General features: G+C 59.1%; 22 protein-coding genes. 17 read left to right on the forward strand and 5 right to left on the reverse strand.

Annotated elements, in window-relative coordinates; translation table 11 throughout:
* Positions 1-42: 42 nt before the first annotated feature.
* The 4 genes from ELS24_RS10150 to ELS24_RS10165 form a co-directional block, all read right to left on the reverse strand.
* Positions 43-378: a hypothetical protein gene (locus tag ELS24_RS10150; protein ID WP_127184007.1), complete on the reverse strand. Its 336-nt coding sequence runs from the start codon at positions 376-378 to the stop codon at positions 43-45.
* Between the two features lie 59 nt (positions 379-437).
* Complete coding sequence (locus tag ELS24_RS10155; protein ID WP_127184008.1) at positions 438-860, reverse strand: hypothetical protein; 423 nt, start codon at positions 858-860, stop codon at positions 438-440.
* Between the two features lie 170 nt (positions 861-1030).
* Complete coding sequence (locus tag ELS24_RS10160) at positions 1031-1357, reverse strand: hypothetical protein (protein WP_127184009.1); 327 nt, start codon at positions 1355-1357, stop codon at positions 1031-1033.
* 410 nt (positions 1358-1767) lie between these two features.
* Positions 1768-2232, reverse strand: a complete 465-nt coding sequence (locus tag ELS24_RS10165) for a hypothetical protein (RefSeq protein ID WP_127184010.1) — start codon at positions 2230-2232, stop codon at positions 1768-1770.
* A 702-nt stretch (positions 2233-2934) separates the two neighbouring features.
* On the opposite strand from ELS24_RS10165, the gene ELS24_RS10170 reads away from it, so the two are divergent.
* Entirely contained in the window at positions 2935-3186 is a 252-nt protein-coding gene (locus ELS24_RS10170) for a transcriptional regulator (protein ID WP_127184011.1), read from the forward strand.
* Positions 3187-3543: 357 nt separating this feature from the next.
* Here the strand turns inward: ELS24_RS10170 and ELS24_RS30840 are convergent, their stop codons facing one another.
* On the reverse strand, positions 3544-3705 hold the full coding sequence (locus tag ELS24_RS30840) for a hypothetical protein (RefSeq protein WP_164741237.1): 162 nt from the start codon (positions 3703-3705) through the stop codon (positions 3544-3546).
* 122 nt (positions 3706-3827) lie between these two features.
* Here ELS24_RS30840 and ELS24_RS10175 point away from each other — a divergent pair, with 122 nt between their 5' ends.
* The 16 genes from ELS24_RS10175 (at position 3828) to ELS24_RS10240 (ending at position 14735) form a co-directional block, all read left to right on the forward strand.
* Complete coding sequence (locus ELS24_RS10175; RefSeq protein ID WP_164741340.1) at positions 3828-4106, forward strand: DNA-binding protein; 279 nt, start codon at positions 3828-3830, stop codon at positions 4104-4106.
* Between the two features lies 1 nt (position 4107).
* Positions 4108-4521, forward strand: a complete 414-nt coding sequence (locus ELS24_RS10180) for a recombination protein NinB (protein WP_127184013.1) — start codon at positions 4108-4110, stop codon at positions 4519-4521.
* Complete coding sequence (locus tag ELS24_RS10185; protein WP_127184014.1) at positions 4518-4862, forward strand: hypothetical protein; 345 nt, start codon at positions 4518-4520, stop codon at positions 4860-4862. Before ELS24_RS10180 ends, ELS24_RS10185 begins: the two co-directional genes overlap by 4 nt.
* Complete coding sequence (locus ELS24_RS10190) at positions 4859-5578, forward strand: YdaU family protein (protein ID WP_127184015.1); 720 nt, start codon at positions 4859-4861, stop codon at positions 5576-5578. Before ELS24_RS10185 ends, ELS24_RS10190 begins: the two co-directional genes overlap by 4 nt.
* Entirely contained in the window at positions 5575-5937 is a 363-nt protein-coding gene (locus ELS24_RS10195) for a hypothetical protein (protein WP_127184016.1), read from the forward strand. Before ELS24_RS10190 ends, ELS24_RS10195 begins: the two co-directional genes overlap by 4 nt.
* Positions 5934-6878 carry a DnaB-like helicase C-terminal domain-containing protein gene (locus ELS24_RS10200; RefSeq protein WP_240669476.1) on the forward strand — a complete coding sequence of 315 codons (945 nt, stop codon included), beginning with the start codon at positions 5934-5936 and terminating at the stop codon, positions 6876-6878. The genes ELS24_RS10195 and ELS24_RS10200 overlap by 4 nt, the downstream gene beginning before the upstream one ends.
* Before the next feature lie 2 nt (positions 6879-6880).
* Complete coding sequence (locus ELS24_RS10205) at positions 6881-7246, forward strand: hypothetical protein (protein WP_127184017.1); 366 nt, start codon at positions 6881-6883, stop codon at positions 7244-7246.
* A complete protein-coding gene (locus ELS24_RS31225; RefSeq protein WP_240669477.1) occupies positions 7243-7878 on the forward strand; it encodes a hypothetical protein in 636 nt (211 codons plus the stop codon). Before ELS24_RS10205 ends, ELS24_RS31225 begins: the two co-directional genes overlap by 4 nt.
* Positions 7875-8000 carry a hypothetical protein gene (locus ELS24_RS31510; RefSeq protein WP_275066570.1) on the forward strand — a complete coding sequence of 42 codons (126 nt, stop codon included), beginning with the start codon at positions 7875-7877 and terminating at the stop codon, positions 7998-8000. The genes ELS24_RS31225 and ELS24_RS31510 overlap by 4 nt, the downstream gene beginning before the upstream one ends.
* Complete coding sequence (locus ELS24_RS30845; RefSeq protein ID WP_164741238.1) at positions 7997-8155, forward strand: hypothetical protein; 159 nt, start codon at positions 7997-7999, stop codon at positions 8153-8155. Before ELS24_RS31510 ends, ELS24_RS30845 begins: the two co-directional genes overlap by 4 nt.
* Before the next feature lie 17 nt (positions 8156-8172).
* Positions 8173-8559: a hypothetical protein gene (locus ELS24_RS10215; protein ID WP_127184018.1), complete on the forward strand. Its 387-nt coding sequence runs from the start codon at positions 8173-8175 to the stop codon at positions 8557-8559.
* A gap of 479 nt (positions 8560-9038) precedes the next feature.
* The gene (locus ELS24_RS10220) at positions 9039-9326 is read left to right on the forward strand and encodes a hypothetical protein (protein WP_127184019.1); all 288 of its coding nucleotides are present in this window, start codon (positions 9039-9041) and stop codon (positions 9324-9326) included.
* Complete coding sequence (locus tag ELS24_RS10225; protein WP_127184020.1) at positions 9323-10552, forward strand: PBSX family phage terminase large subunit; 1230 nt, start codon at positions 9323-9325, stop codon at positions 10550-10552. The genes ELS24_RS10220 and ELS24_RS10225 overlap by 4 nt, the downstream gene beginning before the upstream one ends.
* A 2-nt stretch (positions 10553-10554) precedes the next feature.
* Positions 10555-12708: a portal protein gene (locus ELS24_RS10230; RefSeq protein WP_127184021.1), complete on the forward strand. Its 2154-nt coding sequence runs from the start codon at positions 10555-10557 to the stop codon at positions 12706-12708.
* A gap of 50 nt (positions 12709-12758) precedes the next feature.
* The gene (locus ELS24_RS10235; protein WP_127184022.1) at positions 12759-13484 is read left to right on the forward strand and encodes a hypothetical protein; all 726 of its coding nucleotides are present in this window, start codon (positions 12759-12761) and stop codon (positions 13482-13484) included.
* Between the two features lie 9 nt (positions 13485-13493).
* Positions 13494-14735: a P22 phage major capsid protein family protein gene (locus tag ELS24_RS10240; protein WP_127184023.1), complete on the forward strand. Its 1242-nt coding sequence runs from the start codon at positions 13494-13496 to the stop codon at positions 14733-14735.
* Positions 14736-14773: the final 38 nt, after the last annotated feature.

Here is a 14773-nt window from a genome sequence, read left to right on the forward strand (position 1 = left end):
CTCTTCTCCTTTGCCCCTCGGGCTTATCAACGGGATGGGGGGTTAGCCGATCAGGGCTTCGAATATCTTCTTGCGCTCCCAAGACGATTCCAGTTTCTTGGTGATCGTTTCTTGTAGGGAAGCATTCAGGGCCTGGACCATCGTCTGTGCCATCACAGGCGCGGCGGTGATCAGACCATCCTTGGATTCGGTCAGCGCCATCAAGACTTCTGGGATCAAGTTCTCCTTGACCCACTCGGTGACTTGAGTGTTAACCGCAACGGATGCTGTATGGATCGCTTCACGCACTAGGCGATCTTCGATTTCACGACGTAGCCCGCGCAGCACATCCGGCATTGCATCGTTGACGGCCTGCTGAATTTGTTCTTGACTGAGCATTGCTCGTTCTCCTTGTTAATCGGTATGAATCCTGAAAGAAGCGGGCCGATCAATCAGCTTCAGAAAGGCTCGTCAGCTTCCGAAGGTTCACGCTCTTTGAGTTGCGCGTGCGCCGCTTCGAGTTGGTACTTGACGCTTTGCAGCTCCGAACGCAGGCGGTCGATTTCTTCTTGCTTCTTGGCGATCGCCTTCTTGTTGCTGACGAAAACTTCCGGAGCAGCAATCACGAAATCATCGCTCACCACTGCGGAGCTTGCCTTGATCAGCAGTTCGCCTGCGTCGTCGGATTCGGCGTCGAACTTGTCGCCAAGGATGATGCTCATTTCAGGCTTGACGACACCGATCTCGCGCCATCCTTTGTTGATGAAGGTGGCGTTGTTTTCCAGCATTGCTGCCAACGCAGGAAGCGACTTGTCAGACCCTTCGTGCGGGATGTGGATGGCGATATGAGTTGCGTTTTTGGTCTCGATAACTGCGAACATTTGCTTCTCCCTGTTTGCTCACGGCTTGTGAGATTTCATTCGTAAGCCCGCTCTAGGAACGGGCTGGCGGATGAATTCCGGAGCAGCGCGCTACCTGGCTGTTCCCTAGCAACTGTTCGATAAATTCAAACAGTTGCGTCGGCTCCAAGCTGCGCGCTGCTTCTTCAATCTCAGCCGACCTTGGCGACGCTGAAATCAGCTTCTTCCAAGTAGTAGTACGTCTTGTCGTGGCGGTTGTATTCGCACTTCAACGTGCCGACGTACTTCACGCCATCCACCATGAATTCTTGGTCGTACACTTCGGCGCCGCAGTTGTAGGAGCCTTCGCAATCCTCATGGGCACGACCGCGCAGCATCTCTTCGACTTCGCCTTCGGCGTCTTCCAGCGTGGCGAAGACGTTGTTTTCTGCTTTCTGCGTCCAGAGCAGTAGAGCTGCCTCTGCGTCCTGCAATGCGCGCTTGGCGCCAGCAATGTCCTGCTCGAGCTTTTCTTTCATCGGTATCTCCAGGTTCATGAAAATGCCTGAGCCGGGAGGGCTGGCATTCAGATAAATCTGGTCTGCATCGCCCCTGACGGTTCCAGTTCGCAATACAGACTCGCGGCTCTGTCGGCTCAGGGGTTCTCCGCTAACTACCCCTTCATCGCGTCCACCCAATTCCAGCTTGGGCTAGGCATTCCTCTTTCGACTTCACCCTCGGATCTGGCTAACCAGGTACGTCAGGTCACGCATGGGCTTGCGGTACTTCTCTGCATCCGACCCGTTACTTGCTGGCCTGCGGCCTAAGCGGTGTGAGTGCATGGGAGAACAATAGCATCCGCTATCGCATTGGGTCAATAGCATTTGCTAAGATTTTTCCGTTGGACGTAAAAAAGCCGCCCGGAGGCGGCAATTCAGCGGCTTAAAGCTTATCTACTGATGCACTGCACGTTGTTCCCGTAGCGGTTGCAAGTGGTCTGGATGGTCTGCTGAGTCGGCAAAAGGTACGGCTGTATTTGGACCGGCTGAACTCGCATAAGAGGCGCCATGATCGCCATGTTCTGAGACTGCTGTGCGGCGATTGCCGCATTTGCAGCTTGTTGGCGCTGGTCGATAGCGGCGTAGCTTGCCTCGGCTTCGGCGCCGAGCCTGGAGGCCGCCGTATTGAATTGACCAATGGTGATCTGATCCTGATAAAGCCCGGCGCGAAGGATTTTCATATCAGCCCGCATCTTCCCGTAGACAGATGAAGCCCCATTGGCAGCATACCTTGCGAGATGGGCCTGTTGCTGGTCATAGCAAGAATCAAACACCTCATACCAGACAGCAAGCGCCGCTTTTTGCTGTGCATCAAGGTGGTTCGCGTCCGACAGCTGCGGAAGGCTGGCGCTCATAGGCCGTGGAGGCATCACGGCATGAAGAGGGGCTAGCCGAACATCTTGCTGGGCTGCGCTACAGGTCTGCTCGACAGACGCGGCATCGCGCTCCGCTTGCATTTGCTGATGGTTAGCGCATCCCGCAAGAAGAGCCAGCGTTATGGCCTGACAAGATAATCGCACAATCATCTCGGGTCCTTTTCACTTGGGGTGAACAATTCAAGCGTAATGACGTTTCCGTCTGCGGTCCAATTATGCGGCCTCTTCGTCAGAGGCGCTTCGCTTGCTGGAAGATGTCCCTAAATATGCCGCAACTTGTGCGGCAACCCACTCCTCGATGCCCTTACGTTGTGCATCCGTAAGCTTGGCCCATTCCGCTGGGGGAATTGAGGAAAATGGCCATCCGGTCGGTAGAGGCGACGAATCAGGAGGTAGGTCCAGGGTCCCGCTTGAGAGGCCTATCTTACTTTCCATGTTGCGCGCGGCACGCTCACCAAAGCTACGGTGCCCATTTATTAATTGGGATACGTAGGTCGGGTCGATCTTCTCGTGTTGACGTGCGAAAGCGGCGATGCTGCCCGCTTTTGTCACGAGCGCTCGTAGGTTCGCAACGCGGTGGGTTCTCTCTTCCATAGCACCGGCATTCTGCGCAGCCCCATAGCAATCGGGAATTGACATCTGCTATTGTCCTTTCCGATAGCACATGCTATCGTCGCGCTCATGAACCTTACCGATTACCTCACCAGCGGGAAGAAAAGCGCGGCCGAATTGGCGCGCGACCTCGGCGTAGCCCCGGCGCTGATCTATCAGTGGCGTACTGGGCTGCGGTCTGTGCCGCCCGAACGCTGCGTGGAAATTGACCGGGCAACTGGTGGCGCCGTTACTCGCCGCGACCTGCGCCCCGATGACTGGCAGCGCATCTGGCCCGAGCTGGCCGACCCCGCGCCGCGGCAGGAGGCCAGCCATGCGTGAGATCAATGACCGCCAGAAGGCCCAGTTTGAGGCGATGCAAGCGGAAGTGGCCCGCATCCAGACAACTATTGCTCCGCGATTCTCGAGACGTTTTCGGCGAGTCGGTCTAAGTGCCGTTCTATTGCTAGCCGCATTTCTTCTCGCATCGTTGACGGGAGCATGGCTGCTTTCGCGATATTGGCCCGAGACGCGAACTCTTGCGCAAGTCTGTTTCGATGCTCTTCGGGGAGCGTCCCTATGAGAGTTTCCAACAAGATTTCCACAGCATGCAGTCGCGCTGAATCTTCCATGGCCGGTTCCTTTCCATCTGTTGCGTGTGAGAGCCAACAGTGTAAGGGGGAGGGACTGGCCGCCCATTCAGTGGAAAACCCCAACAGCCATATCCCGGTTCATACGGGCCTCGTCCTGCTCGCAGCAGAGCCTACGAAAGATGTCCATCACGGCGCTTTCGGTCGGTTCTTCGAAGGCGCGCAGGGCGATGTCTTGAGCTTGGGTCAGCAGGGTTTCGGTTTCAGTCATTTCTCGTTCTTTGTGGAGTTGCGGAGTGATTCCAGTGTGGCCGGTCCGGCCCGCAACCGCACTCAAGCGTTATTGCAGAAGGTTGTATCCCAATGAACTCACCCATTCCCATCCGCATTGACATGCAAAAGCCCTCAATGGAACGCGAATTCCGCCAAGCCTTGACCGACCCCCGCACTAAGGCGGTGGTCCGCGATGCCCTTGGTTGGGATGAAAGCCAGGTAAGCCGCTTTCTGTCTGGTGGCATGGGTATCACGATCGACAAGATCGACGCGGCTATCGGCGCCCTGGGCGCTGTGGTGACCAGTCCCGCATACATGGACTTCCTGGCTTACGGCGCCAAGATCGGCGCGAACTGCCACTGTGCACGCGCCGGAATGGGCGAGTGCGGAAGACACTGACATGAACAAGCCGCGCATCCGTGTCACCCCCGCCACGCGTCAGATGCTGATCCAAGCAATCCTGAACGCGCCTGATGGTCACTACGTGGCTATCCAGGAGCCGAACCGCAGCCTGAACCAGAACGCCAAGCTGCATGCCATGTGTGCGGATATCGCGGCGCAGATGACCTGGATGAACCGCAAGCTTGGCGTTGAAGACTGGAAACGCCTGCTGGTTGATTCCTGGATGCGCGAGACAGACCGTATGCAGCTGGTGCCGTCTTTGGATGGCAAGGGCGTTGTATCCCTTGGCCAACAGACCCGCACCATCGGCGTCAAGGACATGGCCGAACTGATTGAAAGCATCCTGGCCTTCGGCGCCATGAATAACGTTCAGTGGACCGACGAGCCACATATTCCGGGGTGGGTGAAATGAACTTCTTCAAGATCAAGCGCCTGCGCTCCGAGAAACACCGCCGCAATGTGGCGTCCCTGGATTGCGTCGTGTGCGGTGCTGGTGCCCCTTCCCAATGTGCCCACGCCAATTTCGGTAAGGGCCTGGCGTTGAAGGCATGCGACTCCCAGACGTTTGCAGCTTGCCCACGTTGCCACCGCATGCATGACAGCAGCGGCATCAACAAGGAAGCGCGCCGCAAGCTGGAAGTGCAGTACGTCGACCGTACGCGCGCTGAATTGATTTCTCGCGGCCTGTGGCCTGCCTCTGTCGAGGAAGCCTACAAGGTCGCCTATGAGCCGATGAAGAGAGCCGCAGCATGAACTTCTACAAGCACTACATCGGCGACTTCCAGCGCGATACGGGGCACCTGTCGCTGACGGAGCGCGGGGCTTATTTGGCCTTAATACACCACTATTACGCGACCGAATTGCCGTTGCCGAATGACCATGGCGCGCTGTGCCGCATTGCTGGCGCGTTCACCAAGGCAGAGCAGGACGCAGTGAAGTCCGTTACCAGGTTCTTCATCGTCGTTGAATCTGGCCTGATGCACAGCCGGATCGAGGCGGAGCTTGAAAAGGCAGGCAAGCAGGCAGACACGAATCGTCGTATCGCTCAAGAACGAGAAGCCAAACGCAAAGAGGCTAGAACGTTCAACGAACAGAGCACGAATCGTGCTACGGGTCGTGAAACGGTTGGTTCAACGAACGATCAACCTAACCAGACACCAGACACCAATAAAGAAAAACATATGTCGGCTGACGCCGACCTGCCGACCCGATTTTCGGAGTTTTGGGAAAACTGGCCTGGGTCACAACGCAAGGTGGCAAAGGCTGAATGCCAGAAGCGCTGGAAGGCCAGGAGACTGGATTCCGTTGCAGACCAGATTTTAGGGCACGTCGCCGCCATGCGACAGACGAAGCAATGGCAAGACGGCTTCGAACCTGCCCCCCTGACGTACCTGAACCAGAAGCGCTGGGAAGACGGCATTCAAGCCGACCTTGGCCCTGGTGAACAACCCTGGGAGGGCGCGCTGTGATCGGCCACGAAACCCTGATAGCCCTGCGGATGAAGGGCTACAAGCCGAGTTCGGTGTTCGTCAGCATCCTTCGTGGAAACCCTGACTACACCGTGTTCACCCACCCCGACATGGTCATGTCCCTGGGTGGGCAACCGGAGATTGACCTAGGGCCTGACGACTCGCCCAGGACTGCCGACTTTCGGTGCGTGGTGGGCCTGGCAGTGCACCTGGTCGGTGAAGACGAAACCCGTGTCTTGTCGGTTGCAGACAGGGTTATCCAGTTCCGCCCGCTTTGGCTTCTGGCGTCGGGGTTCAGCGATGAATACCTGTACCGCTGGACGCCCGCTGACGGTATGAAACGCGTGGAGGCGCAATGAACAACGTGATCCAGATGATCACCCCGGAGACGTTCGATTTCCGGGCGTACATGGTGGAGTCCGAACCGAAGGCGAAGGTCATCTCTGCCGACGTGTGGACTGAAGACCTGGTCGAGTCCATCCGGGGCGGCCATGCTGTGACCGGCGCCAGACTCCCCTGGGCGAAGACACATGACCATCTCCGGTTTCGTCCGGGTGAGGTCACAGTCTGGCAGGGGGTGAACGGGCACGGCAAAAGCCAGTTGCTCGGCATGGCATGCATAGCATTTGCTGCGCAGGGGGAACGCATCTGCATAGCGAGTTTTGAAATGAAGCCGCTGTCGACCCTGAAACGCATGCTGCGCCAGGTGTCGATGAACGAGAAGCCCAGCGAGGCGATGGCGCGGACCTTTGGGGAATGGACCAAGGGCAAGGTGTGGCTCTACGACCAGCAGGGCACGGTCAAGCCGGAGATGATCTACGCGGTCATCCGGTATTGCTCTGCCGAACTGGGCATTAAGCACATCGTCATCGACAGCCTGATGAAGTGCGTTCGCGGCGAGGACGACTACAACGCGCAGAAGGATTTCGTGGACATGCTCACATCCCTAGCCCGGGATCATCAAGTCCACATCCACCTGGTGCACCACGTCCGCAAGGGCGAGAACGAGGAAAAGCCCCCCGGCAAGTTGGACTCCAAGGGCAGCGGATCCATCTCCGACCAGGTTGACCAGTTCCTGACGGTCTGGCGCAACAAGGCCAAGGAGAAGGCCCGGGATCAATGTGCCCGTATGGATACGCCTTTGCCTGAAAAGTTCGCCAACGCTCCGGACGCCATGCTCATTTGCGACAAGAACCGCCACGGAGAGTGGGAAGGCGGGATTGCGCTGTGGTTCCACGCTGGATCTTTGCAGTACGTCGCTGACAGCCGCTGCCAGCCGATCAATCTCATCGGATGTTAATCATGACCCAACTTATCCAAAAGATCGCCGACGCGCTGGCCAATGGCCGGTCGATGACCTCCAAGCAGATGGCAGACGAATTTGGGTGTGCGTTGCCGCATGCCCGGCTCCTGTCGCATCGGCTGCATAACGCCCGCCAAATCCACATCCGCGAATGGGTGCGGGTCGCAAAGGTAGGCAGATACGCCCCTGTCTACATGTGGGGCGATGCGGTCGACGCGCCGGCACCACTGTTAGAGCAGGAGAAGATCGTCAAGCAGGCCGAGACGGAATCCTACGTCACCATCGCCAAATTGCGCACCACCGTAGACCCGTCGGTATTCGACCCTTTCCGCGTGCTGCGGGCGCAGGTGGGGGGGATGGCATGAAGCAAATGGACGTGGTCCTTGATCCGATGGCGGCCACTCAGTTTGGACGAACCCGTATGCAATGCCAGGCCAGGGGATGTGATGGGTGTTTGGTCTGCGAGCCGGAGAAGTTTCCAGTTTCGGCGAGTACCAGAGCAGTAAGCCGGCCGGTGTACTCGATATACGGTATTGACCCTGGCCCGGAGGAATCTGGCTGGTGCGTCTATCTCCCTGATCACCATCGAGTGCTTAGTAGTGGAGTCAAGAAAAATGCGGACCTTCTGCACTATTTGCAACTTGTTGACCATACGCGCATCGCCATCGAAATGATCGCTAGCTATGGCATGCCAGTAGGGAGGGAGGTATTCGAGACGTGCGTATGGATCGGTCGCTTTATCCAGGCGCTCTCCAGCTGGAAAACCGCTGAACTCGTCTACCGCAAGGACGTAAAGATGCACTTGTGTGGGACGACTAAGGCGAAGGACAGCAACGTGCGGCAAGCCATCCTAGATCGATTCCCAAGAACAGGTGGCGGCGCGACCCCGCAAATCGGCACCAAAGCCAAGCCAGGCCCCTTGTACGGGGTCTCCAGCCACGCATGGCCCGCTCTCGGTGTGGCCCTGACCGTTCAAGCGCAAGGGGCGCAAGCATGAATTTCTTTGAAATTGTCGGGATGATCACTACCACTGTCGGCCTCTTTGGCGCCGTCATGTGGGCCACTGGCATCTTGACGCTCGACATTGAGATCCAGGTTGACCGAGGGGATAAGTCATGAAAACCGCCACCAAGTCCAGCGAGGTCAAGCCCATGCAAGCGCGGGCATACGTCCCCAACATGCAGATGCGCCAGGTAGCCGAGAAGCTAAAAGGCATGCCACGGCTCGTATCGCTTTCGAGCAACGTCAGCCACTACCGGCAGTTGGGGGAGTGATGCGAACGAACCTTGAGTTGCTTCTATCCGACTGGGGCCGACGCCAGGATATCCGGCGCGACAAGGCATTGGGCTACCCAACCGCCGCTGCGTTCTCCAAGGAGCGCGTAGACCACGATGGATGGGGATACAGCGGGCCGGAAGCCTGCGCTGCTGATGGTGACATGCTGCGCGTAGATGTGGCAATCAACAGCCTGCACCCGGACATGCGCGTCATCATCACCGCGCACTATGTGTGGGCTGGGCCTGTGAAGAAGAAGGCCGACATGCTCCATATGTCCAACCGCGACTACTACTACGCCCTGGAAGCGGCCCATAAGCACCTTGCGCACAACATGGGTGGCGTTTATGCCAAGGGATATGAGCCTAAATTGTGCGCACACGTTGCAGCACTGTGCGCATGAAAGTAGAGTAAAGGGTAGAGGCTGTATAGGTGACTGTGCAGCCAGCAAGCCAATGCGGAGTCACGCGCGATCAGCCGCTTATACCGGTAGCCGAAAGGCTGTGACAACCCCAGCCCCTGACGAGAAATCGCCGGGGGCTTTTTCATTTGGAGCGTGACATGGACAGACGACCGAAAGACGTTCGGCCCTGGGACATTCGTCCTTCTGCTTAACCATCAACCAACGCGAGTATCAGACTGCCGCCTCGGGAACGCGCTTCAAGCCCGCTCCTCCACTGTCCCAAGGCGCTTACCTTGCAGGCGGCAGCCTAATACTCGCTAAGGCACCGGAGAACACAGTGCAAGAGATCCTGGTCTTCGCGGCACAGGTCGCAGCAATCGCCGTGTGCCTCTCAATCACAGTCGTGGCCATCGCATATCCGTTCGTAAAGGCGTATCGGATTATTCGGGGTCACTGAAAGACTATCAAGGAATATCAACATGGCACGAGGCGGAGCGCGCCCCGGGGCCGGTCGAAAACCCGGCGTACCGAATCGGGTGACGGCAGACATTAAGGCGCTGGCCCAGTCTTATGGCGCCGAGGCGGTCGAAGAACTCGTCAGGATTTTGCGCAAGTCCGAGAACGACAACGCGAGGATCGCTGCGATCAAAGAGTTGTTCGACCGTGGCTACGGGAAGGCCGCTCAAGCGGTAATCGTCAGTGGCGACGAAGAGGGTGGCCCCGTGCAATTCAGCGTTATCAAGCGGGTCATAGTCGATCCGAAATGACGACGCTAGAGATCGCAACGCCTCGCGTCTACGAGCCGCTGTTGCACCCTGCGCGGTACAAGGGCGCACACGGCGGGCGCGGATCGGGCAAGTCTCATTTTTTCGCGGAAGCCCTGATCGAAGAGTGCATCCGGTCCAAGACCGACGCGGTGTGCCTTCGCGAGATCCAGAAGTCTTTGCAGTTCTCGGTCAAGAAGCTCTTAGAGACGAAGATCGCCAGCATGAACGCGGGTGACTACTTCGACGTGCAGGACAAGGTGATCAAGTCCAGAAATGGCGGGATCATCATCTTCCAGGGGATGCAGGACCATACGTCCGATTCGATCAAGTCACTGGAAGGCTTCAAGATCGCTTGGTTTGAAGAGGCGCAGTCAGCCAGCCAGCGAAGCCTTGATTTGCTCCGTCCGACGCTTCGGGCGCCCGGCTCGGAACTCTGGTTCAGCTGGAACCCGCGCTTTGCCATAGACCCGATTGACGTGTTGCTGCGCGGAGAGAACCCGCCTCCGAATTCGGTCGTCGTAGAGGCGAACTACTCTGACAACCCCTGGTTGCCACAGGAACTTGTCGACGAGATGGAGTACGACAAGCGGCGCGACCCGGACAAGTACGCGCATATCTGGCTGGGCAAGTACCAGCAGAACAGCGAAGCCCGGGTGTTCAAGAACTGGACGGTCGAGGAATTTGAAAGACCGGCCGGGACGATCTTCCGACTTGGCGCTGATTGGGGATTCAGCGTAGACCCCTCAGTCCTGATCCGCTGCGATATCGAGGGCCATAGGCTGTATGTGGACCACGAGGCCTACATGGTGGGCTGCGAGATTGTGAACCTGCCTGAGTTGTTCATGCAGGTCCCAGAGGCTGAGAAGTGGCCAATCACCGCAGATTCAGCCAGGCCCGAGACGATCAGCCATATGAAGAAGAACGGATTCCCGCAGATCCGCCCCGCTGTCAAGGGCGCGAAGTCGCTGGAGGAGGGCGTCGAATTTCTCAAGAGCTTTGACATTGTGGTTCACCCGCGATGCAAGCACCTGATCGATGAATTGACGCTGTACAGCTACAAGGAAGACCCGCTGACAGGCGCAATCCTGCCGATCCTGAGCGACAAAGACAACCACGTTATCGATGCCCTGCGCTATGCCTGCGAAGGCGCGCGGCGTGCCGGTAAGAAGCCGCAACGCCAGATAGAACGAAAACCCGTGAGGAACGTCGGCTGGATGGCCGCATAAATATGCCCCAAGACTTGCTCCAAAAAGCGAAGGAATGCTTCAAGGAAGACCAGGAGGCGTTTCGCGACAACCGCGAGCGCATGCTGGAAGACCTGAGGTTTTCCAATCCGGCATGCCCGGAACAGTGGGACGATGCCGTGCGTCGCGCCCGCGAGCAGTCTGAGGGCGGCGCTCGCCCGTGCCTGACGTTCGACCAGACGAATCAGTACATCGCCCAGGTTGTGAACGACAGCCGGCAGAACAAGCCAGGCATCAAGGTTATCCCGGTCGATTCTGGCGCCGATGTCGAGGTGGCCGAGAAGCTCGAAGGGATGATTCGGCACATCGAGTATTCGAGCCGCGCCAGCATCGCTTACGACACTGCGCAGGAGTACGCGGCCCGCATTGGGCTGGGCTGGCTGCGCGTGGTGCCTGAGATCGTTCAGGCCGAGCGCAATGAGCAGGAAATCCGCATCAAGCGCGTGCATGACCCACTGTCGGTGATCATTGACGCCAATTCTCAGGAACCTGACGGCAGCGACGCGAGCCGCGGCTTCGTTGAAACCGTGCTGACTAAGAAGGCGTACAAGGAGCTTTACCCGAAGGCGTCGGTTGTTTCATGGGAGTCCACCGACCGCATGGACGGCTGGATCGCGGACGATTCGGTGCGTGTCTGCGAGTATTTCTACAAGGTTGAGACGAAGGTCAACAACCTGGTCATCGCAGGCCCTGGTGGCGAGCGCATGACGGTGACCGAGGACGAATACTGGCGCTTGGCCGAAGAGACTGGCCTGCGCCCGATGGTTGAGGCCACGTTCCCGTCAACGCAGGTCGAGGTCAAGTGGGTCAAGATGAGCGGCATGGAGATCCTGGAAGAGACGGATTTCCCCAGCCGCTTCATACCGCTGATCCCGGTGCTGGGCTACGAGGTATATGTGGAAGGCCGGCGCTACATCTGCGGCATGACGCGGCGCATGATGGACTCGCAGAGGGCCTACAACTACGAGCGCACCTCGTACATCGAGCAGGTGGCGTTGCAGCCCAAGGCGCCGTTTGTGCTGCCGTGGGAGTCGGTTGAGAACTTCCAGGACGAGTGGGCGACCGCGAACACGTCGAACCGGGCATACCTGCCGTACAACGCCCTGGATGGCGAGGGCCGGCAGTTGCCACCGCCCGCCCGCCAGGGACCGCCCCCTGTGGGCGCGTCGTTCATTCAGGGTGGTGCGCTGGCGCTGTCTGACATCCAAGCCAGCATCGGCATGTACCGGGCGAACTTGGGCGCGCCGAGCAATGAAACAAGCGGGCGCGCGATCAATGCCCGCCAGCGTGAAGGCGACACCGCCAACTATCACTACATCGACAACCTGTCGCGCTCGATCGAGCATCTGGGCCGCATCATCGTCGACATGATCCCCAGAATCTACGACACGGCGCGGGTCGCGCGCATCACGGGTGACGACGGCAGCGTTGAGGCGGTCGAGATCAACCCGGAGATGGAGCAGGCCAAGCAGAAGACGGCCGATGCCATGGTCATCAATCCTGCTGTGGGGCAATATGACGTTCGCGTGAAGGTCGGCCCGTCATATTCGACGCTTCGGCAGGAGTCAGCAGAGGCTATTGGCCAGATCCTGCAAGGCAACCCGCAAGCCTTCGCGGTGCTGGGGCCTGAGTGGGCAAAGATGCAGGATTGGCCGAACGCCGACAAGGTGAGCAAGATGCTGCTGGCCATGGCGCCGCCTCCTGTGCAGGCGCTGGCCCAAGGGGATCAGGAGATCCCTGCTGCTATCCAAGCCCAGATGCAGAACATGAAGCAGCAGATGGAGCAGATGCAGCAGATGTTGCAAGAAGCGCAGCAGAAGCTGGAATCGGACTCTGTCGAGGCGATGCGCAAAATGGCCGAGGCCGACAAGGACCGCGCGATTGATGCCTATAAGGCCGAAACCGAGCGCATGGCGATCATGCAGCCCGCGATGGGGCCGCAAGAGATCCAAGCACTGGTGCTTCAGACCGTTCAACAGTTGCTGACCAGCCCGCCTATTCCGCCTGAGCCGCAAGCCCCGCCCATGCAGCCCCCGATGGCACCACAGATGCCGCCTGGTGGGCTGCCGATGGCCCCGCCTGGCTTGCCTCCCACCAACATGAACCAACCGCCTCCGGGCGGTTTTTTTACGTCCTGAGTTTTACCCCACTTCGCGGGGACGCGCGATGACCCACTTAGCCGAGAGCTATGACTATTGAAAGCCAAGCCGCGCCTGTCGAAGCGGCTCAAATCCCTTCGACTGATCCCGCCACGATTACCCCGGCCCAGGCGGAACCGGAAAACCCTGAAGGCACTGCAGACCAGCAGAAGCCCGAGCTTACGCAAGCCGAGCGTGAAGCCCGTGCGCTAAAGCGTCGCGTGGACCGTTTGACCCGGGAGAAGTACCAGACCCAGGCCGAACTCCAACAGCTTCGCCAGCGGCCCGCAGAACCCCAGGCTGACGCCTCTCAGTTGACCGAGCAGGAAATCAACCGTCGAGCAGTTCAGGTTGCCGAAGCGAAGGCAGTCAACGACCGCTGTAACGAAATTGCCCGTGTCGGGGCCAAGGAATTCCCCGACTTCATGGACAAGTTCGCGGAGTTGTCGGCGGACATCCCGACCTTCACCAAGGATGGCCCCACGCCGTTCATGGAGGCAATTCTGGATTCGGATAGCCCTGCGGCGTTGCTTCATCACATCGCCAGCAATCCGGATCTCGCGGACGAACTCGCGGACCTTTCCCCGCGGCAGCAAGTGCGGCGTCTTGCCCTCATCGAACGCGATATGGGCGCCAAAGAAGCCCCCCCCAAAACCAGCAGCGCGCCAAAGCCCATCCAGCCGGTGAAACCGACTGCGACGGCGGGCGGCCCCGACCCCGGCAAAGACCCCGAGGGTTGGATCGCGTGGCGCAACGCCCAAGTGCGAACCAAATAAGGAACAGTCATGGCTGACAATTTCATCACCTCGGACATCATCACCGCAGAAACCCTGCGGATCATCCACAACGAGAGCGCATTCCTCGGCTCCATCAACCGCGAATACGACAGTCAATTCGCCCAAGAAGGCGCCAAAGCCGGCGCTACGGTCAACGTCCGCCGCCCGGTGCAATACACCATCCGCGACGGCGCGACCGCATCGTTTCAGGACATCAACGAAACGAAGGTGCCGATCACCATCAACCCGGAATTTGGCATCGACTTCGATTTCAGCGATTTCGATCTGACGCTGAAGATCGACAAGTTCAGCGAGCGCTATTTGCAGCCGGCCGGCAAGCGCCTGGCGACCGAGTTGGATGTGCGGATCGGCGCGCTGTACAAGCAGGTGTTCAACTACTCCGGCACGCCCGGTACGCCTCCGGCCACCGCTCAGGCGGCGTTGGATGCGGCGGTCTTCCTGGACAACAACGCGGCTCCGCGTGATGGCGATCGCCAGTTGGCGCTGACCCCGCTGGCGAACTCCAAGCTTGTCGGTGGCATGGCCGGGTTGTTCAACGACCAGGCCACGCAAGGCAAGCAGATGCGTCGCGGCCTGATGGAAACCAACCTGGGCATGGACTTCCAGATGTCCCAGAACCTGCCCACGCACACGGTCGGCCCGCTGGGTGGCACTCCGCTGGTCAACGGCGCAGGCCAAGGCACCATCGCGGTCGGCGCCACGGACAACCCGTATGCGTCCACCACGGCGCTGGTTACGGACGGCTGGACGGCGGCGGCGGCCCTGCGCCTGAACGAAGGCGACGTGTTCACCATCGCTGGCGTGTTCGCGCTGAACCCCGAAAACAAGGTGTCCACGGGCGCCTTGCAGCAGTTCGTGGTGCGCGCAAACGCCAGTTCGGACGCTTTGGGCAACGCGACGGTGACGATCTCGCCGGCCATCATTGTTGGCGGTTCGTATGCCACGGTGTCGAACTCGCCTGCCGACAACGCCGCGATCACGGTCATCGGCACGGCTGGCACCAGCGCCGCGCAGAACATCCTGCATCACAAGGATGCGTTCACACTGGTGACGGTTGACATGCCTCTGCCGCGCGGCATGGACATGGCCTCCCGCATGGCTGTCGATGGCGTCTCGATGCGCTTCGTTCGTGGCTTTGACATCACGAACAACAAGCGCCTGTGCCGCTTCGACATCCTGGCCGGGTTCGCTGCGCTGCGCCCTGAGTGGGCTGTCCGCGTCCCCAACTAAGCCGCATCAATCCCTTGTGCCGCGCCTGGGTTCGCCTG

The organism is Achromobacter spanius (assembly GCF_003994415.1).
GTDB classification, from domain to species: domain Bacteria; phylum Pseudomonadota; class Gammaproteobacteria; order Burkholderiales; family Burkholderiaceae_B; genus Achromobacter; species Achromobacter spanius_C.

What these genes read in the sequence shown, in the direction of transcription:
- ELS24_RS10230 (WP_127184021.1), top strand. Translation starts at nt 10,555, where the DNA reads ATGCCCCAAGACTTGCTCCAAAAAGCGAAGGAATGCTTCAAGGAAGAC.
- ELS24_RS10170 (WP_127184011.1), top strand. Translation starts at nt 2,935, where the DNA reads ATGAACCTTACCGATTACCTCACCAGCGGGAAGAAAAGCGCGGCCGAA.
- ELS24_RS30840 (WP_164741237.1), bottom strand. Translation starts at nt 3,705, where the DNA reads ATGACTGAAACCGAAACCCTGCTGACCCAAGCTCAAGACATCGCCCTG.
- ELS24_RS31225 (WP_240669477.1), top strand. Translation starts at nt 7,243, where the DNA reads ATGAAGCAAATGGACGTGGTCCTTGATCCGATGGCGGCCACTCAGTTT.
- ELS24_RS10175 (WP_164741340.1), top strand. Translation starts at nt 3,828, where the DNA reads ATGCAAAAGCCCTCAATGGAACGCGAATTCCGCCAAGCCTTGACCGAC.
- ELS24_RS10165 (WP_127184010.1), bottom strand. Translation starts at nt 2,232, where the DNA reads ATGAGCGCCAGCCTTCCGCAGCTGTCGGACGCGAACCACCTTGATGCA.
- ELS24_RS10185 (WP_127184014.1), top strand. Translation starts at nt 4,518, where the DNA reads ATGAACTTCTTCAAGATCAAGCGCCTGCGCTCCGAGAAACACCGCCGC.
- ELS24_RS31510 (WP_275066570.1), top strand. Translation starts at nt 7,875, where the DNA reads ATGAATTTCTTTGAAATTGTCGGGATGATCACTACCACTGTCGGCCTC.
- ELS24_RS10220 (WP_127184019.1), top strand. Translation starts at nt 9,039, where the DNA reads ATGGCACGAGGCGGAGCGCGCCCCGGGGCCGGTCGAAAACCCGGCGTA.
- ELS24_RS10190 (WP_127184015.1), top strand. Translation starts at nt 4,859, where the DNA reads ATGAACTTCTACAAGCACTACATCGGCGACTTCCAGCGCGATACGGGG.
- ELS24_RS10200 (WP_240669476.1), top strand. Translation starts at nt 5,934, where the DNA reads ATGAACAACGTGATCCAGATGATCACCCCGGAGACGTTCGATTTCCGG.
- ELS24_RS10180 (WP_127184013.1), top strand. Translation starts at nt 4,108, where the DNA reads ATGAACAAGCCGCGCATCCGTGTCACCCCCGCCACGCGTCAGATGCTG.
- ELS24_RS10225 (WP_127184020.1), top strand. Translation starts at nt 9,323, where the DNA reads ATGACGACGCTAGAGATCGCAACGCCTCGCGTCTACGAGCCGCTGTTG.
- ELS24_RS10205 (WP_127184017.1), top strand. Translation starts at nt 6,881, where the DNA reads ATGACCCAACTTATCCAAAAGATCGCCGACGCGCTGGCCAATGGCCGG.
- ELS24_RS30845 (WP_164741238.1), top strand. Translation starts at nt 7,997, where the DNA reads ATGAAAACCGCCACCAAGTCCAGCGAGGTCAAGCCCATGCAAGCGCGG.
- ELS24_RS10240 (WP_127184023.1), top strand. Translation starts at nt 13,494, where the DNA reads ATGGCTGACAATTTCATCACCTCGGACATCATCACCGCAGAAACCCTG.
- ELS24_RS10150 (WP_127184007.1), bottom strand. Translation starts at nt 378, where the DNA reads ATGCTCAGTCAAGAACAAATTCAGCAGGCCGTCAACGATGCAATGCCG.
- ELS24_RS10155 (WP_127184008.1), bottom strand. Translation starts at nt 860, where the DNA reads ATGTTCGCAGTTATCGAGACCAAAAACGCAACTCATATCGCCATCCAC.
- ELS24_RS10235 (WP_127184022.1), top strand. Translation starts at nt 12,759, where the DNA reads ATGACTATTGAAAGCCAAGCCGCGCCTGTCGAAGCGGCTCAAATCCCT.
- ELS24_RS10160 (WP_127184009.1), bottom strand. Translation starts at nt 1,357, where the DNA reads ATGAAAGAAAAGCTCGAGCAGGACATTGCTGGCGCCAAGCGCGCATTG.